Here is a 19127-nt window from a genome sequence, read left to right as displayed (position 1 = left end):
CGTGTCCGGATCGACCGTCACAACGACGCTCAGGGCCACCCGCACCGCCCTGGCCTGCACCGCCGCAGGAGCCGTGGCCGCGACCGTCCTCGGCCTGCCCGCCGCCTCCGCCGCCCCCGAGGGCGGCGCGGACCGGTCGAAGGCGCCCGCCTCCCGCACCCTCGGCGAACTCGGCGACCGCGCCGGCGTCCGGATCGGCACCGCGGTCGACATGTCCGCCCTCGCCTCCGACCCGACCTACCGGGAGAAGGCGGCCGCCGAGTTCAGCTCCGTCACCCCCGAGAACGTCATGAAGTGGGAGGCCGTCGAGCCCACCCGCGGCACCTACGACTGGGCCCCCGCCGACGAACTCGTCGCCTTCGCCCGCGCCAACCACCAGCTCGTGCGCGGCCACACCCTGGTCTGGCACAGCCAGCTGCCCGCCTGGCTCACCACCGGCGACTTCACCGCGGCCCAGCTGCGCGACATCCTGCACCGTCACATCACCGACGAGGTCACCCACTTCAAGGGCAAGATCTGGCAGTGGGACGTCGTCAACGAGGCGTTCAACGACGACGGCACCATGCGCGACAGCATCTGGCTGCAGAAGCTCGGCCCCGGCTACATCGCCGACGCCTTCCGCTGGGCCCACGAGGCCGACCCGAAGGCCAAGCTCTACATCAACGACTACAACGTCGAGGGCGTCAACGCGAAGAGCACCGCCCTCCACGACCTCGTCGTCGAACTCCGCAAGCAGCACGTGCCGATCGACGGCTTCGGAGTCCAGGGCCACCTCGACGTGCAGTACCCGGCCCCGCACGACATCGCCGACAACCTCGCCCGCTTCGACGCCCTCGGGCTGGAGACCGCGATCACCGAGGCCGACGTGCGCATCACGCTGCCCGCCGACGCCACCGAGATCGAGGCCCAGGCCCAGGCGTACAGCGTGCTCCTCCAGGGCTGCCTGCTCACCCGGCACTGCACCGACTTCACCGTCTGGGGCTTCACCGACAAGTACTCGTGGGTGCCCGGCGTCTTCAAGGGCCAGGGCTACGCCAACCTCCTCACCGACGACTACCGCACCAAGCCCGCGACCAACACGGTCCGCCAGGACCTGATGCTCGCCGCCCGCCGGCACTGAGCCCCCGGGCCCCGGCGGGCGGCAGGACGCGCCGCCCGCCGGGGCCCGGCACCCGCACCCGACGCCCCGCCCCCACCCCCACCGGGAGAACCGCCATGGACCGACCAGCCCAGCCCCGCACCGGCCGCCGCGCCGTCCTGGGGCTCGGCCTGGGCCTCACCGCCCTCGCCGCGACCCCGCTCGGCCCACTGCTCGGACTCACCGGCGAGGCCCACGCCGCCGACGCCGCAGCACACCCCGCCGGGGACTCCGCGGGCACCGGCCGGCCGGCCGACCCCGGCAGCTGGATCTCCTTCACCACTCGCCCCGGCGCCCTCGCCCTGGTCGAGAACGGCCGGGCCGCCCCGATCGTCGTCAGCGGCGCCGACCACCCGGGCGTCGTCCGCGCCGTCGGAGACCTGCAGGCCGACGTCGAACGCGTCACCGGGGTGCGCCCCGCCGTCGTCCGCGACACCGTGCCGCGCGGCCGCACCGCCGTCATCGTCGGCACCATCGGCCGCAGCCCGCTGATCGACGCCCTGATCGCCGCCGGCCGGCTCGACGTCACCGGCATCGCCGGCCGGTGGGAGACCTCCCTGCAGGCCGTCGTCGACCGCCCGCTGCCCGGCGTCGACCGCGCCCTCGTCATCGCCGGCAGCGACCAGCGCGGCACGATCTACGGCGCCTACGACGCCTCCCGCGGCATGGGCGTCTCCCCGTGGTACTGGTGGGACGACGTGCAGCCCCGCCGCCGCACCGCGGTCTACGCCCTGCCCGGCCGCCACAGCCAGGGCACGCCCGCCGTGAAGTACCGCGGCATCTTCATCAACGACGAGAACCCGGCCCTCGGCACCTGGGCGCCCGCCTACTTCGGCCCCGGCAAGGCCCCCGGCTTCCCCGGCGGCTTCAACGCCGACTTCTACGCCAAGGTCTTCGAGGCCATGCTGCGCCTCCGCGCCAACTACCTCTGGCCCGCCGTCTGGGGCCGCGCCTTCGCCGAGGACGACCCGCTCAACCACGCCACCGCCACCGCGTACGGCATCGTCATGGGCACCTCGCACGAGGCGCCGATGATGCGCGGCATCGAGGAGTGGAACCGGCACGCGGTGCCCGCCGTCCGCGACAGCACCGGCGCGATCACCACCCCCGGCCACGACCCGTACGGCGGCACCGGCGAGTGGTCGTTCCGCCGCAACGCCGAAGCGGTGAAGGCGTACTGGGCCGACGGCGTGCGCCGGACGGTCGAGCAGGGCATCGAGGGCGTCGTCACCCTCGGCATGCGCGGCAACGGCGACGTCGGCCTGCCCGACGGTGACGGCATCGAGCTGATGACCGAGATCATCGCCGCCCAGCGCGCGATCCTCGCCGAGGTCACCGGCCGCGACGTCACCGGCATCCCGCAGGTCTGGACGCTCTACAAGGAGGTCCAGCGCTACTGGGACCGCGGCCTGCGGGTGCCCGACGACGTCACCGTCGTGCTCACCGACGACAACTGGGGCAACGTCCGCAAGCTCCCCGACCTCGCGAACGAACCGCGCAGCGGCGGCTACGGCCTCTACTACCACTTCGACTACGTCGGCCAGGGCCGCAACTACAAGTGGGTCGACACCACCCCGCTGCCCAACCTGTGGGACCAGCTCCGCCAGTCGCACGCCTACGGCAACCACGGCCTGTGGGTCGCCAACGTCGGCGACCTCAAGGGCAACGAACTGCCCACGCAGTTCTTCCTCGACTACGCCTGGGCCCCCGACCGCTGGCCGCTGGAGAGCCTCCCCGAGTGGGAACTCGGCTACGCCCGCCAGCACTTCGGCGAGCAGCAGGCCCAGGAGATCGCCGACCTCCTCGCCGCGTACGGGCAGCTGCAGTCGGTGCGCAAGCCCGAGCTGCTCAACCGCCGGATCACCCTCGACCCGGCGAAGAACCCCGCCGACCCGGCCGCCGTCGTGTACGACGACCGGGCGACGCCGTTCAGCCTCACCGACCACCGCGAGCTCGAACGCGTCACGGCCCGCTGGCAGGAGCTGGCCGGGGACGCCGAACGCATCCGCCGCCGCCTGCCCGCCGCCGCCCAGGACGCCTGGTACGAACTGGTCGGCTACGAGGTCGCCGCCACCGCCAACCTCTACGCCCTGCGCGAGGCGGAGTTCACCAACCTCCACTACGCGCCGCAGGGCCGGGCCCTCACCAACGACCTCGCCGCCACGGCCGAGGCCCGGCTCGCCGACGACCTCGCCCTCGCCGACCGCTTCAACACCGCGGTGGCGAACGGCAAGTGGCGGGGCTTCCAGACCCAGCCGCACATCGACTACGGCGACGTCGACCGGTACGGCCCCAACGCCCCCTGGCAGCAGCCGGAACGTGACAACGTCGCCATCGCCGACGTGATCTTCCCCGCCGTCACCCGGATCGAGCTGCCCGACACCGCGGACATGGGCGTGGCCGTGGACGGCTCCGCCGCCTGGTGGCCGCACGCGCAGGACCCGGCCGTGCTACCGGAGTTCAGCCCCTACCGGACCGGGCCGGCGCCGTACGTCGAGGTGTTCAACCGCGGCCGGCGGCCCTTCGACTACCGGATCACCACCGGCGTGCCGTGGCTCACCGCCGACCGGCCCCGCGGCCGGGTCGACACGCAGCAGCGCGTCGCCTTCTCCGTCGACTGGGCGCGGGCCCCGAAGGGCACCACCGAGCTGCCCGTCACGGTCACCGGGGCCGGCCGCACCGTCACCGTGCGGGCCGTCGTGCGCCGCCCCGCGGTGCCGCGCGGCGGGCTCGCCGGCCATGTCGAGGCGGGCGGCCACGTCTCCGTCGAGGCCGCGCACCACACCAGGGCCGTCGGCCGCGACGGCATCGCCTGGCAGCGCATCCCCGGCATCGGCCGCACCGGCGACGGCATGACCCCGGTGCCCGTCACCGCGCCGCGGCAGACCCCGGGGGGCTCCTCCCCGCACCTGGAGTACCGGGTCAGCCTGTTCACCACGGGCCCGGTCACGGTCTGGGCGTACCTGTCGCCGCGCAACGACGCCCTCCCCGGCAAGGGGCTCGCGTACGCCGTCTCCTTCGACGACGCGCCGCCGCAGACCGTGGACACCGTCGCGGTGAGCGGCTCCGACGCGGGCACGATGAACCCGCAGTGGGCCCGCCGCACCTCCGACAACGTCAGCCTCACCGCCACCACCCACACCGTCACCGGGACGGGCGTGCACGTGCTGAGGTTCTGGATGGTCGACCCGACGGTGGTGCTGCAGAAACTGGTGGTCGACACCGGCGGCCTGCGGCCCAGCTACCTCGGCCCGCCGGAGAGCCACCGGATCGGCTGAACCCGGCCCTGCGCGATGCCGCCGCCCTGCCGCCGCCCCGGCCGGGCGGCGGCAGGGCGTCAGTCGTCGCGGCCGGCCAGCAGCACCTCGCCGATGTGCTCGCGGGCGGCCTGCGCCGCCGCGGCCGGCAGGGCGGAGTCCGTCACCCAGGTGTCGACCTCGGCGAGACCGGCGAAGGTCGACAGGCCGACGGTGCCCCACTTGGTGTGGTCGGCGACCAGCACCGTCCGCCGGGCGGAGGCGATCAGGGCCCGGTTGGTCTCCGCCTCGGCGAGGTTCGGCGTCGACAGCCCGGCCTCCGGCGAGATCCCGTGCGTGCCGAGGAACAGCACGTCGAAGCGGAGCGAGCGGATCGCCCGGTCGGCGACCGGCCCGACCAGCGCGTCGGACGGCGAGCGCACCCCGCCGGTCAGCACGACCGTCGACGCCGGGCCGCCCGCGCGGTGCGCGGCCTCGAACACGTCGGAGACCGGCACCGAGTTGGTGACGACGGTGAGGCGTTCGACGGCGGCGAGCTCCAGCGCCAGCGCGTACGTCGTGGTGCCCCCGGAGAGCGCGACCGCGGCGCCCGGCGCGACCAGGCCGGCCGCCACCCGGGCGATCTGCTCCTTCGCCGAGAGCTCCAGCGCGGACTTCGCCTCGAAGCCGGGCTCGTGGGTGCTGGCCGCCCCGGCGGGCACCGCCCCGCCGTGCACCTTCTCGATCGCGCCGAGCCGGGCGAGCGCGTCGAGGTCGCGACGGATCGTCATGTCGGAGACGTTCAGCTGCCGGGTGAGCTCGTTGACCCGGACGCCGCCGCGCCGCCGCACCTCGTCGAGGATCAGCGCGCGGCGCTGCTCGGCAAGCAGGTTGGCGTTGTCGGCCACGGGTCCTCCTCCGGTCGGGTGCGGCCCATCCTCGCATGCGGCCGGTCGGCCCCGGTGCCGTCGGGTCGGCCGGGGAGGTCAGCCGGGTCAGCCGGGGAGGTCCGCCGGGACGAGCAGTTGCAGTTCCTCCGTCGACGGGTCGTCGAGGTGCGCGATCCGTACGGCGTGCCGCTCCACCATCGTCTCGAACACCTGGCGGGCGGTGCGGCCGTTGCCGAAGCCCGGGCCGCGCTCCAGCGCGGCGAAGTGCACCAGCAGGGCGTCCTCGGTGGCGTCGGCGAGCGCGTACTCGTGCTCGGCGCACTGGGCCCGGGCGATCTCCAGCAGCTCGTCGGCGCTGTAGTCGGGAAAGGTGACCGTCCGTGAGAAGCGCGAGGAGAGACCCGGGTTGGCGGCGAGGAAGCGCTCCATCTCGGCGGTGTACCCGGCGACGATGACCACCACCTCGTCGCGGTGGTCCTCCATCAGCTTCACCAGGGTGTCGATGGCCTCCCGGCCGAAGTCGCGGCCGCCGTCCTCCGGCGCGAGGGCGTACGCCTCGTCGATGAAGAGCACCCCGCCGCGGGACCGGTCGAAGGCGGCCGCGGTGCGGATCGCGGTGGAGCCGATGTGCTCGCCGACGAGGTCGAGCCGGGCCACCTCGACGAGGTGGCCGCGCTGCAGCACGCCGAGCGAGGCCAGGATCTCGCCGTAGAGCCGGGCCACCGTCGTCTTGCCGGTGCCGGGGGCGCCGGTGAAGACCAGGTGGCGGCGGAGCGAGGGCGCCTTGAGACCGGCCCGGCGGCGGCGCCGGCCCACCGTGATCAGGTCGATCAGGGTGCGCACCTCCTGCTTGACGGTCGCCAGGCCGACCAGGGCGTCGAGTTCGGCGAGCGCCTCGTCGGCCGGGCGGCAGTCGGGGATCGGCGCGATGGCGGTGCCCGCGGCGGGCGGCCCGGCACTGGTGAGCCGGGCGGTGGCCGCGACGAGCTGCGGCACCGGCGGGGAGAAGGCCGCAGGGGGGAAGGCCGCCGGGGGAGCGGCGGCGGGGAGGGCCGCCGGGGGGAGCGCGGGGCGCGGCACCGGCAGTGCCGGCGGCGGCGCGACGTCGTCCGACACGCAGCCCTCGGTGACCGGCCCGGCCTCGGAGAACTCGAAGCCCGCCCGGCCGTTCTGCTCGGCCCGGCAGCGGGTCAGCACCGTGCGGCAGCCGTCGATGACGTGGAAGCCGAAGCCGCGCCCGTGCGAGACCCTGCAGTCCTCGAAGCTGCCGCGGCCCTGTGCGGAGACGTACACCCCGGCGTCGCCGGCGCCGCGCACCGTGCAGTCGCGCAGGACGGGGTCGGCGCCCTTGGCGACGATCACGCCGGAGGCGACGTCGGCGATCTCGCAGCCGGTGAGGAGGCCGCCGCTGCCGTGGTCGCGGAACCACAGGCCGGTGCCGGCCTCCTGGATGCGGCAGTCCGTCAGGTCGGCGGTGGCGCCGCCGCTCACGGACACCGCGGACGACCGGATGCGGCTGAAGGAGCAGTCGGTCGCGGAGGCCCGGGAGTCGCGGTCGAGCACGAAGAGGGCGTCGGGCAGGTCGTGCAGGCTGCAGTCGGTGAGGGAGACCCGGGCGCCGTCGCTGACCCAGAGCGCCGGGTAGTCGCCGCCCGCCGAGTGGATCTCGGTGCCGGTGGCCTCCACCTCGGTGCCGGCGTCCCACACGGAGAGGGCGCCGCGGCCGAAGCCGTGCAGGGTGCTGCGGTCGAGCCGCAGGCGGGCGCGGCCGCGCAGGTCTGCGGCGTTCTCCGGGAGTTCGTGGATCCGGCAGCCGGTGAGCAGGAGCTCGGCCCCGGTGTCGAGGGTCAGGCCGTTGCCGGTGACCCGGTGCACGGTGCAGTCGGTGAGCCGGCCGACCGCGCCGTCCTCCGCCTGCACGCCGCTGCCGCGGATCTCGTAGATCTCGCAGCCGGTGGCCTCGGCGCCGCTGCCGTGGCCGGTGATCAGCAGGCCGGCGCCGCCGGTGTGGTGCACCCGGCAGCGGTCGAGGACGGCGGCGGCGCCGCCGAGCACGGCGATGCCGGCCTGCCCGGCGGCGGAGACCTCGCACTCCTGGAGGCCCGCGCGGGAGCCGGCGCGCAGCCGGACGCCGAGGCCGGCGGGGTTGGCGACGGTGCAGGACCGCAGGACGGCGGAGGCGCCGTCGGCGATCTCGACGCCGACCGAGGCGTGGGTGTCGATGCGGCAGCCGGAGAGCCGGGCGCCGTCCGCGTCGACGAGCACGGCGGGCAGCGCGCGGTCGGAGCCCTCGACGACGAGGTCGTGCACGGTGGCGGCGGCCGTGAGCGTGAGCGGCACACCGGAGGCGGGGCTGATCCGTACGCTGCCCGGCCCTTCGGCGGCGAGCAGGGTGACGGGCTTGTCGACGAGGAGGTTCTCCCGGAAGGTGCCGGCCCGCACGGTCACGGTGTCGCCGGGTTCGGCGGCCTCCAGGCCCTCCCGGAGCGTCTCGTACTCCCCGGCGCGGCGGCGCCAGCGGGATCCGCTGTCCTGCGTGACCCGGACCCTGTGCTCAGCCATGCGGTCTGTCTTCCCACCTTCGTCGAGGCCCTGCGATGGTTGGCCGCCCGTCCGGTGCGGCCGCCGCCCGGCGGGCGGCGGCCGTCTCCGACTCCAACGAGCGGGCGGCGGCACGGTGCCGGTCGGCGGTGCCGGTCAGCGGCGCCGGTCCGGTTGGGGCCGCGGTCCCTCCTCCAGCACGGTGACCTCGTCGCCGAGGCGGACGGTGCCCAGGTCGTCGCCGGTGACGCCGTCGGGGCGTTCGGGCACGAGGTTCTGGCCGAAGACGAGCTTCTTGCCGAAGCGGCGGTGCCGGCCGAGGGCGAGCAGCGGCTCGGGGCCGCGCCGTTCGCCGCTCTCCTGGTCGGTGGTGGTGACCACGCACCGGCCGCAGGGCTTGGCCACCCGGAACTCCACGTCGCCGATGCGGATGCGGCGCCAGCCGTCCTCCGCCCAGGGCGCGGTGCCGGAGACGACCAGGTTGGGGCGGAAGCGCTCCATCGGCAGCGGTTCGGCGCGCCGGTCGTCCCCGGGGTGGTCGGTGGCGAGGTGCCGGTTGAGCGCGTCCAGCGAGGCGGTGGTGGCGAGCAGCAGCGGGAAGCCGTCGGCCATGCTGGTGGTCTCGCCGGGGCGGGCGTGCTCCAGGTCGATCTGCCGGCTGGTGGCGGGCTCGTCGAGATGCAGCAGCCGTACGTCGCCGAGGCGGTCGGCGAGCCAGATCTGCACCTCCTTGGCGGCCTCGACGGCGGGGAAGAGGGTGCCGAACACGTCGCCCTGCGCGGTCTGGTCGCCGGCCGCGGCGGAGGCGGCGGGCACGTGCACCCGGGCGCCGCCGGGGTCGGTGATCGTGAGGGAGCCGTCCTCGTGCGGGTGGACGCGGTACTGGCCGAGGGTGGGCTCGTCGCGCTGGGTGACGGCGCGGCCGGTGGGGCCTGCGAACATCCAGCGCCGGTCGCCCGCGAGTCCCCAGGGCTCGACCCGCGCGTCGGCGGGGCTGAGCCGGTAGGTCGACTTGACGGGGTAGACGTGGAGTCCTGTCAGCTGCGGCATGCCACCATCCTGCCAGTCGGCGGCGGATCCCCGGTGCGGTGCCCGGGAATGCGCGGGGGCCGTCCGGTCCGCCGTGGTAGGCGGGTCGGACGGCCCTCGGGAGACCTTGCCCTGCGCTGGCCCGGCGCGCACTCCGCCGGGGGGACGGATACGGTCAGCCGGCCTGCGGGTAGTAGGCCTGACCGGGGTACTGCGGCACGGGGCGCACCGGTGCGACGGGTGCGGCCGGGCGCAGCTGGTTGCCGCCGAAGCTCTGGTCGGGGAAGCCCTGCGGCTGGCCCTGGGTGCCGAACCCCTGCGCGCCGAACGGCTGGCCGGTCATCCCGGTGGGCGCCGACGAGAAGCTGTTCTGGCCGCCGAACTGGCCCTGGCCCCCGAACTGGCTCTGGCCGCCGAACTGGCCCTGCGCACCGAACTGGCCCTGGCCGCCGAACTGGCCCGGGTTGCCGCCCTGCTGCTGCGGGGCGTACGACTGCGGGGCGCTGCCGTAGCCCGGCACCGCGGCCTGCGGGGCGGACTGGTACATCGCCGGGCCGGTCTGCGCGGGGATGTACGAGGTGGCCGGGCCGCTGCTCGGGCCGGGGCCCAGGGCGAGGCGGGCCGGGGGCAGCGCGGGCAGGTTCGACGCGGGGGAGTCGAAGCCGTTGCCGTAGCCGGTGGCATGGCCACCGGTGTAGCTGCTGCCGTAGGAGGAAGCCGGGGGCAGGGCCGCCGGCACGTTGATGGGGGCGATCTGGGGCACACCGCGCTCTGCGACGAGGCTGTCGTAGATGGGCGTGCCGGAGGCAAAGGACGGAGAGGGGTAGCCGACTCCGTCGTAGGAGCGGGGCGAGGTCATGGGGCATACCGTAAGCCCACAACGTGCCTGCTGAGGAGAGTGGAAGAGGTGGGATTTCGACTGTTTACAGAGTCTTCGCTCGATCCGACGGATCGAAAGTGTTCATATCCGACATATTGTCGTCGACTTCCGGCCAACCTGCCCGGCCGACGGCCCGTCGAACGCGGGGCGAACCCCCGCCGTCGGCCGACCGGACCCTCCGCCGTGCGAACCGGAGGCGTGCGCACCGCCTGCATGCGCCGTCCGGCCCGGCCCCGGGGTGCGGAGCCGGACCGGAGGAACGAAACCGCCGGTCAGTGCACCTGGAGGGACTGCGCGGGGAACCCGGGCCGGCCGGCCAGCCCGCTGGTGCAGTGCGCGCATCGCACAGCCGCCGCCGGCACCGTGCTGAGGCAGTCCGGGCAGTCCGTCTTCGCGACGGGCACGTCCTTGACCGGCTCGAACCGGGCCTGCAGCCGGCCGACCGGCAGGACCACCGCGAAGTAGATGACCGCGGCCACGAGGACGAAGCTGATCAGCGCGTTCAGGAACGCCCCGTACGGGAACGTCGTGCCCGCGACGCTGAACGCCTCCTTGCTGAAATCACCCACCGCACCCGTCGCCACACCGATCAGCGGGGTCAGGAACGCCGTGACGAAACCGGTGACCACGGCCGTGAAGGCCGCACCGATCACGATGCCGACCGCGAGGTCGACGACGTTGCCGCGCAGCAGGAAACTGCGGAATCCCTTGAACACCGGGGCGACTCCTCGAAACGTACGTCAGGCCGTACGGGCCTGGGCGGGCCGGGCCGACGTAGGCCCGGCCCGCCATCCTGCCGACGCAAGCTCCGTGCGGTCCAGCCGAGTTCACCTGTTCCGGTGAGTTGTCGTACCGCGCAGGCCCGCAGGCAGGAAAGGCGTCAGATCCCGGCGGCGCGCAGCGCCCCCGCGTGCGCCTGCACCTTCAGCACCGCGCCCGCCACCCCGCGCACCGCGGCCTCCTCCATGTGCGACCAGAGCGGCACCGTCAGCACCGAGCCCGCCAGCCGGTCGGTCAGCGGCAGCGCCTCCGCCTGCCCCAGGTGCGCGTACGCCTGCTGCCGGTGCACCGGCGGGTGGAAGTACCGCCGGCTGTCGACCCCCTCCGCCTTCAGCGCCCGGCCGAGCTGCGCCGCGTCCAGGCCGAACGCCCCGGCGTCGTCGACGATGAGCGTCAGGTCCTTGAACGTCGAGGTGTCACCCGGCTCCGGCAGGGCGAGCCGCAGGCCCGGCACGCCCGCCACCTCCGCGGCGAACGCCGCCACCAGCGCGCCGCGGTGCGCCACCCGCTCGGTCAGCCCGGCCAGCGAGGCCAGGCCCACGGCCGCGTGCAGCTCGCTCATCCGCGCGTTCAGCCCGGGGAACAGCGTGTCGTAGTCGCCCGGGTTGCCGTAGTCGCGCGCGGTGCGCAGCGTCGCGGCGAGCGCGGCGTCCCTGGTGGCGACCAGGCCGCCCTCGCCCGCGACCGCCACCTTCGTCGGACTCATCGAGAACACCTCGGCCAGCCCGAACCCGCCCAGCGGCACCCCGCCGCGCGCGCTGCCGAAACCGTGCGCGGCGTCGTACACCAGCGGCACCCCGGCGGAGTCCGCCACCTCCTGCAGCCGCTCGACCTGGCACGGCGTGCCGTACACGTGGGTCGCCATCAGCGCGGCCGGGCGGTCGGCGGTCTTCAGCCGGGCCTCCGCGTCGTCCGGGTCGAGGGTGATGTCCTGCGCGCGGGCCTCCGCGAAGACGGGCGTGCCGGCCGCCCAGTGCGCGGCGTGCGCGGTCGCCGAGAAGGTGAAGCCGGGCATCACCACCGGCCGGCCGCCGTCCACGCCGGCCGCCTGCAGCACCAGCATCAGACCGGCCGTGCAGTTCGACACCGCCACCACGTGCTCCACCCCGAGCAGTGCGGCGGCGCGCTCCTCCAGCTCGGCGACGGTGCGCCCGTTGGTGAGCTGCCCGCTGTCGAGCACGGCGGCGATCCGGGCGAGCACCTCCTCGCGGTGCGGCACCCGGACCCGGGTCAGCGGCAGGCCGTCGGGGAAGGCCGGTGCGCCGCCGAGGGCGGCGGGCGCGGGGCGGCCCGGGACCTGGCCGGTGGTGCGGCCGGAAGTCCGGTCGGAGGTGTGGCCGGTGGCCTGGTCGGAGGTGTGGTCGGTGGTCGTCATGATCGGGTCGAACCCCCCTGGGTCGGTGTGGTGCCGGAGCGCGGCGCGGGGCCGGGCCCGGGTTCGGGGCCGGCCTGCGCGGCGGCGCCGGCCGGAACGGGCAGGGCGGCCGCCCGCTCGCCCCACTGCCCGGGCTGCACCCGCCACAGCGGCGGCCGGGAGTGCGCGCGGAGCTTCGGGCGGTCGCCCTCGGGGCGCGGTACCGCGAGCAGCACCAGCACCAGCGGCAGCACCTGCACGCGCTCGCGCGACAGGATGCCCATGTTGTTGATCGTCGAGAACGCCCAGCAGAAGAGCAGCGTGTAGACGATCGCGAAGGCCACGTACGAGCGGCTGACGAAGAGGCGGGGCAGCCGGCTGAGCCGTGGCCAGCTCCGCACGAACATCACCAGCAGGGCGAAGCACTCCACCGACTGCACGAGGTTCTGCACGTTGGACGCCTCGAACGGGAACGGCCGGAACAGCACGCTGACCACCGCCACCGGCAGGCCCGCCGGGTTGAGGCTGAACTGCGGCGAATCGTCGTCCCCGGTCGGCTGGTTGATCACCGACCCGCCCTGCGAGGTGCGCCGCGAGGTCTCCGACAGCACCTGGTTGACGCTGTCGCCGCCGGTGCCCGTCGTGCCGAAGAACGTCGACACCTGTTGCAGCATCAGCATCACCATCACCCCCAGCACCACGACGGTCAGCACGGTGCGCAGCGGCCCCAGCGCGCTCACCTGCCGCGGCCGCCTGCGCAGCACGTACGCCACCGTCAGGCCCGCCCCGGCGAGGACCGTCACGTGCGGGCGCACCATCGCCGTGCCCAGCGAGCCCAGCGCGATGCACGCGAACGCACCGAAACGCCGGTCGAGCAGCCGGGCCACGCCGTACGTCGTGACGCCCAGGCAGAGCATCATCCAGGCGTCCTTGCCGATGCTGGACGGCCAGAAGAGCAGCGACGGCAGGAAGAACACGAGCTTCGCGTAGCGCCGGGAGTCGGCCTCCGGGAAGGCGATCTGCAGGGCCCGCCAGAAGAGCAGCAGCCCCCAGAAGCCGAACCACGAGAACACCAGGAAGCCGCCCACCAGCGACGGACCGGTGATCGCGTAGACCACGCCGGTGACGATGATGACGAAGCCGGTGCCGGCGACCTTCATGCCCAGGTCGTAGTGGAACGCGCCCGACAGCGGGCTGTGCGTGTCGAGGAACAGCGCCAGCTCGCTGCCGCGCTCGTGGTACATCTTCGCGTCGGCGGCGCCGCCGTACAGCACGAACGCCATGAGGTACCGGGGGAACGCGCAGAGCAGCTTCAGCGCCATCGCCAGCATCAGCAGCCGGAAGACGTCCTTCTCCGGGTTGGCGGCCGCCACCCGGGAGAGGATCGGCGTGCCGATCGCCATCAGCGCGGGCAGCACCAGCAGCGCCCCCCAGGTGTCGTAGCCGGTGTGCACCATCGCCAGCACGAACACCGTCACGTAGCCCGCCACCAGGGAGAACGCGACCGCGGTCGGCCAGTGCGCCCGGCGGGCGAACGAGGCCGCGGCGGCGAGCGCGGACATCAGAAGACCTCCAGGTCGCCCAGGGCGAACCGCCAGTCCGCGGCCGACCTGCCCTCCGGCAGCGGACCCGAGGGCGTACGGGCCGCCAGCACCATGCCGGTGCGCGGCGCCGTGAGGTAACCGCTGCGCAGCGCCGCCGCGGCCGCCTCGGTGCCGGCCGCGAGGTGCCCGGCCACGTGGTCGCAGCCCGCCCGGGCGGCCTCCTTCAGCAGCCGGGCGGCGCTGCCCCGGTCGCCGGGCCGGACGATCACGTCGGCGAGCGTGAACTCGGTGAGCGGGCCGCGCCGCCGGGGCCGTCCGACGGCCAGCCCGGCGAGCTCGCCGCCGCGGTGACAGGTGATCACCCGGTAGTCCAGGCCCGGTGCGTCGCCGTACCGCCACTGCAGGAACCCGGGCGTGCGGCGCACGGCGAGACGGGTGTCGGCGGCCTCGGCGCCGGCGCGTTCGCGCAGCAGCTCGGCGAGGCCGGTGCGCGGCCCGGCGAACCACGCCGCGGCGCTCTCCAGCCCGCAGCGCACCGGCCGGACCGGCCCGGACGCCCGCCGGGCCAGCGCCGCCCGCGCGCCCAGCGCGAACGCCCCCGGCCGGGCCACCCGGACGGCCACCGGCACCCGGCCGAGCTCGCGCCAGCCCATCTTCAGGTAGCCGGGCAGGCTGTTGCCGTTCGGGGTGTTGAAGACCAGCTCGGCCTCGGGCGCGACCTCCTCCAGCAGGCGCAGCGTCAGATCCCGGAAGACGCCGCGGCCCTGGAAGTCCGGATGGGTGGCGGTGTCGACCGGGCGCACCGCCGGCACCGGCCGCCCGCCGGTGCGCCATTCCCAGCGCAGGAACAGCCGCACCCCGGCCAGCCGGCCGTCCCCGGCCTCGGCGACCAGCCCGGGGCTCGCCCCGAACGGGTTGAGCCGGTGCTTCCAGTCGAAGAACTCGGCCGTGCGGGTGCCCGTCGGCCCGCCCGCGAGCGAGGCGGTCAGCAGGCCGAGTACGGCGGGTGTGTCGGCGTCCGTCAGCGGACGGTACGTCAGCCCGTCGTGTGGCGTGGTCATCGGGGTCATCGGCTCCGGGAAGAAGGGTCCGTGGAGGAGGGTCCGCGGGGGTGGAGGTCGGCGGCGGGTGGAGGTCGGCGGCGGGGTGGAGGTCGGCGGTGGGTGGAGGTCGGCGGGGTGGGGGTCAGCGGGTCAGGACGCGCGCGTACACCTGCTCGATCGTCCGCTGCGCGCCGGCCACGTCGAAGCCGCGGGACCGCTCGCGGGCCGCCGTGCCGAGGCGCTCGCGCAGGCCCGGGTCGGCCGCCAGCCGGCCCAGCGCGGCGGCCAGCGCGGCCGGGTCGCCCGGCGGCACGAGCAGGCCGTGCTCGTCGTCGGCCAGGACCTCCGGCATGCCGCCGACCCGGGTCACCACCGACGGCAGGCCGCTCGTCATGGCTTCCATGAGTGCCACGGGCAGCCCCTCCTGACGGGAGCTCAGCGTGAAGACGTCGAAGGCCGGCAGCAGCGCGGGCACGTCCGCGCGGGAACCGGCGAAGACCACGCCTTCGCCCGCCGCGGCGCGCAGCTCCGCCTCCAGCGGCCCGGCGCCGATCAGCACCAGGGCCGCCGAGGGGTGGTCGAGCCGCAGCCGGGCGAACGCGTCGAGCAGGCCGGCCTGGTCCTTCTTGGGCGTCAGGTTGCCGACCGTGCCGACGACCAGGGCGTCCTGCGGCAGGCCGAGCGCCTCGCGGGCGGCGGCCCGGGCGGCCGGGCCCCCGGGGGCGCCGCCCAGGTCCGGGCCGTGGTGCACCACCGTCACCCAGTCGTCGCCGGGCCGGCGGCGGCCGATCGTCGCGGCGACCGCGTGGGAGACCGCGACGACCGCGTCGTTGCGCCGGTAGGTCAGCGCGTTCGCCCAGCGGGTGGGCGTCCGGTAGCGCTCCCACACGTTGTGCTCGGTGTGCACGAGCCGCGGCGCGTGCCGCCCGAACGCGACGAGCCGGGCCGCCACCGCGGGGATCGGCATGTGCGAGTGCACCAGGTCGTAGCGGCGCTCCGCGATCAGCCGGCGCAGCCGCAACGGCCACAGCGCGCCGGGCGGCCCGCCGAGGAGGTGCACCCGGATGCCGGCCGCCTCCAGCGCGGGCACGAGCGCGTCCTTGTACGGCAGCACGTACGCGACCTCGATCTCGTACCGCGCGGAGTCCGCGTGGCGGGCGCAGTTGAGCAGCAGCTGCTCGGCGCCGCCGCGGCCGAGCCCCTTCGCGAGCCAGAGCACCCGCCGGCGGGTGCTCACAGGTCCTCGATCTCGCGCAGCTGCAGGGTCGTCTCCACGACCGGCTCCGCCGAGGGGGCCGGGCGGCGGGCCCAGCTGGGGGCGGAGCGGTGGTGCTCCTCCGCGACGGGCGCCGGTGCGGGACCGGCCGCCGTCGGCGGTGGCGGGGGAGCGGCGGGGGTGGGCTTCGGCTGCCGCTCGGCGGCGGCCCGCGGACCGCTGCCGCCGGTGCGGCCGGCGAGCAGGGTGCCCGTGCGCAGCCCGTCCCGCTTGAGGCGGCGGCCGGACGGGCCGACGGTGCCGAGCAGGGCGACGCCGGCGACCGGCACGCCGGTGCGCGCGAGGAGCTCGGAGACGCGGTCGGCCTGCTCGGGCGTGACGTTGCCGGAGAGCGCGGTGACGAGCACCGCGTCGGAGTGCTGCACGAGGTCGTACGCGTCGTTGGCGTGCAGCAGCGGGGAGGTGTCGATGAGCACGACGTCGGCGTGGTCGCGGGCGCGGCGCAGCACCTCGCCCGCGCGCAGCACCAGCGCGGCCGGGTAGGCGGTGGTGTTGCCGCCGGTGATCAGGCGGACGCCCTCCACGCCGGTGTCGCGGATCAGGTCGTCGAGTCGGGGCAGCCGTTCGCCGCTGAGCAGTTCGGCCATGCCGGGGCCGTCGCCCACCCCGAAGTGCAGGTGGGCCTGCGGGTGGCGGAAGTCGCAGTCGAGCACGAGGACGGCACGGCCGGTCTCGGCCAGCGCCGCCGCCAGGTTGGCGACGGTGGTGGTGCGGCCGTCGCCGCTGCGGCCGGACATCACGAGGATCACCGGGGCCGGGCCGTCGGCGGCGCGGTGCCCGCCGTGGTCGGCCCGGCCGGGCCGCCCGGAGAGCGACTCGGGCCCGGTCAGCAGCAGGGTCGAGCGCAGCGAGCGGAACGCCTCGGCGGCCGGGTCGGACGGGCGGGCCACGACGAGCGGCTCGCGCAGCCGCCGCAGCCGCCGGCCGAGCTGCGGGATCTCGCCGATCACCGGCAGGTTGAAGGCCTCCTCGGTGGTGTTGCGGGTGCGCAGCCGGGTGTCCATGCGGCTGAGCATCACCGCCGCGACCACGCCCAGCGCGAGGCCGAGGACGACCGCCAGGCTGAGCCGCATGCCGCGGCTCGGCGAGCTGAGCAGGCTGCCGCCCGCCTCCTCGGCGTCGATGCTGCCCCACTGCTGGATGGCGTCGGTCTGGCTGTAGTTCTGCAGGGTGCTGATGTCCGTGAGGGTCTTGGTGAGCGCGTTGAGCGCCGCCGTCAGCTGCGGCTGCAGCTTCGGCTGGTCCGCCGCCCCGGCCTTGTTGAACGCGTGCTGCAGGGTGTTGACCTGCTCCTGCTGGCTGTCGGCCTGCGTCTGGAGCCGCTTGATCGAGTCGTCGGCGCTCTTCTTCGACGCCTGGCTGTAGCCGTTGATGGTCGACTCGGCGAGCGCCGCCGCCAGGTCCGTGCACGACTGCTGGGTCGGCCCGGTGACGGTGAACACCAGCATCTGGGTGGAGGCCGCGGCGACGGTGCGCCGGTCGGTCAGGGCGGCCACGTCGGTCATGCCGAGCTTCTTCGCGGCGGCCGTGCTGACGTCCGAGCCCTGCGCGTAGCTGAGCACCTGGTCGGCACGGACGGACTCGCCGGCGCCCGCCACGGGTGTTATCGCGACCTTGCACTGCCACTTGCCGACGTCCACGGCGTCCCCGGCCGGCGTGAGCAGGAATCCGATGAGCAGCGCGGCGGCGGTGCACCCGGCGAGCAGTCGCCAGTAGCGCCGCAGGACCGTGACGTGGTTTGCCGGTTCCACCGGTGGGTTCCCCTCGTGTTCGTGGTGCGGGCAGGCGGCGTGCCCGGCGGCGCGTGCCCGCCGTCGCTGCGGCGGCACGCCCCGGTACGGCCTGGTGTGCTCGTGGTGTCGTGACAGGAGCGGCCCGGAGGCCCGCCCGGACCGGTGGTCGTCAGCGGCGCGCCGGTAAGGCGGCCGGGCCGTGCCATGACACCGCCGCGGCCGGGCCGCGCACGGATCCCGGCAGGCCGGCGCATCGCGGCTGTCGCTGTGACATCAGGCCCCCTGACGGCGTCGCCCACCCGGGCCCGCCCGGCCCGGATGCCTCGCGCGGGCCGCCGTTCCCCCCGGCCACCCGCATCCCCCTGCGATGCTTGCCGCCACGGACCTGCGGCGCAAGCGCTTTGGCGATTCTCGGGAGGGCGCATTTCGGCACTCCCGCGCGCCCTGCGGTGGTTGCGGCGGCAATGTCCCCGTTTGACGTGCATGTCTGACGGTCCGTCAGGGACGTGCGCCCTCCGGCCGCCCGGGAGCCCGGCGCAGCGAGCGCTCGTAGAACCCCACCATCTGCCCGCATACCTGCGGCAGCGTGAACGTCGCGAGGAACCGCGCCTGCGCGGCCTTCGCCCGCACCCGGGCCGCCGCCGTGTCGTCGAGCGCCGTGACCAGCGCCGCGGCCAGCTCGGCCGGACGTTCCGGCGGCACCAGCAGGGCGTGGTCCGGCGAGCCGACCGTCTCGCGCAGCGCCGGCACGTCCGCGCACACCAGCGGCACGCCCACGCCCATCGCCTCCATCGCCGCGCTGCCCAGGCCCTCCCAGCGGGACGGCACCGCGAACACGTCCGCCGCGGCCATCAGGTCGTACACGTCGCCGCGCGGCCCCAGGAAGCGCACCTGCCCGGCGCGTCCGGCCAGCGCCTCCAGCCGCGCCGTCTCCGTGCCCGGGCTGCCCGCCAGCAGCAGCACCGCCTCCGGCGCGTGCGCGCGCACCGCGGCGAACGCCTCCACCAGCACGTCCAGCCCCTTCTGGTACTGCTGCCGGGCCGCGGCCAGCACCACCGGGACGTCCTCCGGCAGGCCCAGCGCGGCGCGGACGGCCGCCCGCCGCTCCGGCGTCACCGACCCCAGCAGCTCCGGGTCGCGGCCGCGCGGCACCACGTCGATCCGGTCGGCGGGGATCCGCAGCCGCCCGGCCATCGACGCCGCCACGTGCCGGGTGAGCGCATGGAACCGCCGGGCGCCCTGCGCGGTCGCCGCGTCCACCGCCTGCGCCGCCCGCACCTTCCACGGCGACAGGCCGCGCGCGTGCAGGTGCTCCGGCCCGTACGAGGAGTTGACCAGGCTCGACACCACCGGGGTGCCCGCCGTCAGCGCCGCCGCCCGGCCGAGCACGTCCGCCTCGTACAGCGTCGTGTGCACCAGGTCCGGGCGGTGCTCGCGGACCAGCCGCCGCAGCGCCGCCGCCGTGCCCGCCCGTCCCGGCCGGTGCACGCCGAACACCCGGGCGCCCGCCGCCGTCAGCTCCGGCTGGAAGCCCCCCGGCGACTCCTTCAGGTAGGCGACGTCCAGCTGCACCCCGGAACGCACCAGCAGCGGCGCCATCGCCACCAGGCCCTGCTCGGCACCGCCGATCCGGTGCAGGCTGTCGATCACATAGAGCACGTGCACGGCGGCGACCCCCCGGGG

Annotated in this window: 13 protein-coding genes; 2 read left to right on the top strand and 11 right to left on the bottom strand. The window is 75.3% G+C overall.

Features of this window, described 5'->3' with window-relative positions:
- Position 1 precedes the first annotated feature (1 nt).
- Both SNE206_RS23455 and SNE206_RS23450 read left to right on the top strand, forming a co-directional pair.
- Entirely contained in the window at positions 2–1120 is a 1119-nt protein-coding gene (locus tag SNE206_RS23455; RefSeq protein ID WP_407915455.1) for an endo-1,4-beta-xylanase, read from the top strand.
- A 95-nt stretch (positions 1121–1215) separates the two neighbouring features.
- On the top strand, positions 1216–4416 hold the full coding sequence (locus SNE206_RS23450; RefSeq protein WP_407915454.1) for a glycosyl hydrolase 115 family protein: 3201 nt from the start codon (positions 1216–1218) through the stop codon (positions 4414–4416).
- A gap of 59 nt (positions 4417–4475) precedes the next feature.
- Here SNE206_RS23450 and SNE206_RS23445 read toward each other — a convergent pair whose 3' ends face one another.
- The 11 genes from SNE206_RS23445 to SNE206_RS23395 form a co-directional block, all read right to left on the bottom strand.
- On the bottom strand, positions 4476–5282 hold the full coding sequence (locus SNE206_RS23445; RefSeq protein ID WP_407915453.1) for a DeoR/GlpR family DNA-binding transcription regulator: 807 nt from the start codon (positions 5280–5282) through the stop codon (positions 4476–4478).
- A gap of 87 nt (positions 5283–5369) precedes the next feature.
- Positions 5370–7826, bottom strand: a complete 2457-nt coding sequence (locus SNE206_RS23440; RefSeq protein WP_407915452.1) for a right-handed parallel beta-helix repeat-containing protein — start codon at positions 7824–7826, stop codon at positions 5370–5372.
- Between the two features lie 135 nt (positions 7827–7961).
- Positions 7962–8855: an MOSC domain-containing protein gene (locus SNE206_RS23435; RefSeq protein ID WP_407915451.1), complete on the bottom strand. Its 894-nt coding sequence runs from the start codon at positions 8853–8855 to the stop codon at positions 7962–7964.
- 154 nt (positions 8856–9009) lie between these two features.
- On the bottom strand, positions 9010–9693 hold the full coding sequence (locus tag SNE206_RS23430; RefSeq protein WP_407915450.1) for a DUF6643 family protein: 684 nt from the start codon (positions 9691–9693) through the stop codon (positions 9010–9012).
- A gap of 293 nt (positions 9694–9986) precedes the next feature.
- Positions 9987–10430 carry a large conductance mechanosensitive channel protein MscL gene (mscL, locus tag SNE206_RS23425; RefSeq protein ID WP_407915449.1) on the bottom strand — a complete coding sequence of 148 codons (444 nt, stop codon included), beginning with the start codon at positions 10428–10430 and terminating at the stop codon, positions 9987–9989.
- 164 nt (positions 10431–10594) lie between these two features.
- Positions 10595–11869, bottom strand: coding sequence for a DegT/DnrJ/EryC1/StrS family aminotransferase (locus SNE206_RS23420; RefSeq protein ID WP_407915448.1), 1275 nt, complete (start codon positions 11867–11869; stop codon positions 10595–10597).
- The gene (locus tag SNE206_RS23415; RefSeq protein WP_407915447.1) at positions 11866–13410 is read right to left on the bottom strand and encodes a hypothetical protein; all 1545 of its coding nucleotides are present in this window, start codon (positions 13408–13410) and stop codon (positions 11866–11868) included. The genes SNE206_RS23420 and SNE206_RS23415 overlap by 4 nt, the downstream gene beginning before the upstream one ends.
- Positions 13410–14453 (bottom strand): GNAT family N-acetyltransferase, encoded by a 1044-nt coding sequence (locus SNE206_RS23410; protein ID WP_407915446.1) that lies wholly within the window; start codon positions 14451–14453, stop codon positions 13410–13412. Before SNE206_RS23410 ends, SNE206_RS23415 begins: the two co-directional genes overlap by 1 nt.
- Positions 14454–14577: 124 nt before the next feature.
- Positions 14578–15672: a glycosyltransferase gene (locus SNE206_RS23405; RefSeq protein ID WP_407915445.1), complete on the bottom strand. Its 1095-nt coding sequence runs from the start codon at positions 15670–15672 to the stop codon at positions 14578–14580.
- Complete coding sequence (locus SNE206_RS23400) at positions 15669–17462, bottom strand: AAA family ATPase (RefSeq protein WP_407915444.1); 1794 nt, start codon at positions 17460–17462, stop codon at positions 15669–15671. Before SNE206_RS23400 ends, SNE206_RS23405 begins: the two co-directional genes overlap by 4 nt.
- A gap of 480 nt (positions 17463–17942) precedes the next feature.
- A complete protein-coding gene (locus SNE206_RS23395; RefSeq protein ID WP_407915443.1) occupies positions 17943–19109 on the bottom strand; it encodes a glycosyltransferase family 4 protein in 1167 nt (388 codons plus the stop codon).
- Positions 19110–19127 lie beyond the last annotated feature (18 nt).

The organism is Kitasatospora sp. NE20-6, assembly GCF_045862635.1.
This window is presented reverse-complemented; position numbering and strand designations above follow the sequence as displayed.

Excerpts from the sequence above, each read along its gene's own strand:
- SNE206_RS23450 (WP_407915454.1), top strand. The coding sequence starts at position 1,216 with ATGGACCGACCAGCCCAGCCCCGCACCGGCCGCCGCGCCGTCCTGGGG.
- SNE206_RS23440 (WP_407915452.1), bottom strand. The coding sequence starts at position 7,826 with ATGGCTGAGCACAGGGTCCGGGTCACGCAGGACAGCGGATCCCGCTGG.
- SNE206_RS23435 (WP_407915451.1), bottom strand. The coding sequence starts at position 8,855 with ATGCCGCAGCTGACAGGACTCCACGTCTACCCCGTCAAGTCGACCTAC.
- SNE206_RS23430 (WP_407915450.1), bottom strand. The coding sequence starts at position 9,693 with ATGACCTCGCCCCGCTCCTACGACGGAGTCGGCTACCCCTCTCCGTCC.
- SNE206_RS23420 (WP_407915448.1), bottom strand. The coding sequence starts at position 11,869 with ATGACGACCACCGACCACACCTCCGACCAGGCCACCGGCCACACCTCC.
- SNE206_RS23415 (WP_407915447.1), bottom strand. The coding sequence starts at position 13,410 with ATGTCCGCGCTCGCCGCCGCGGCCTCGTTCGCCCGCCGGGCGCACTGG.
- SNE206_RS23410 (WP_407915446.1), bottom strand. The coding sequence starts at position 14,453 with ATGACCACGCCACACGACGGGCTGACGTACCGTCCGCTGACGGACGCC.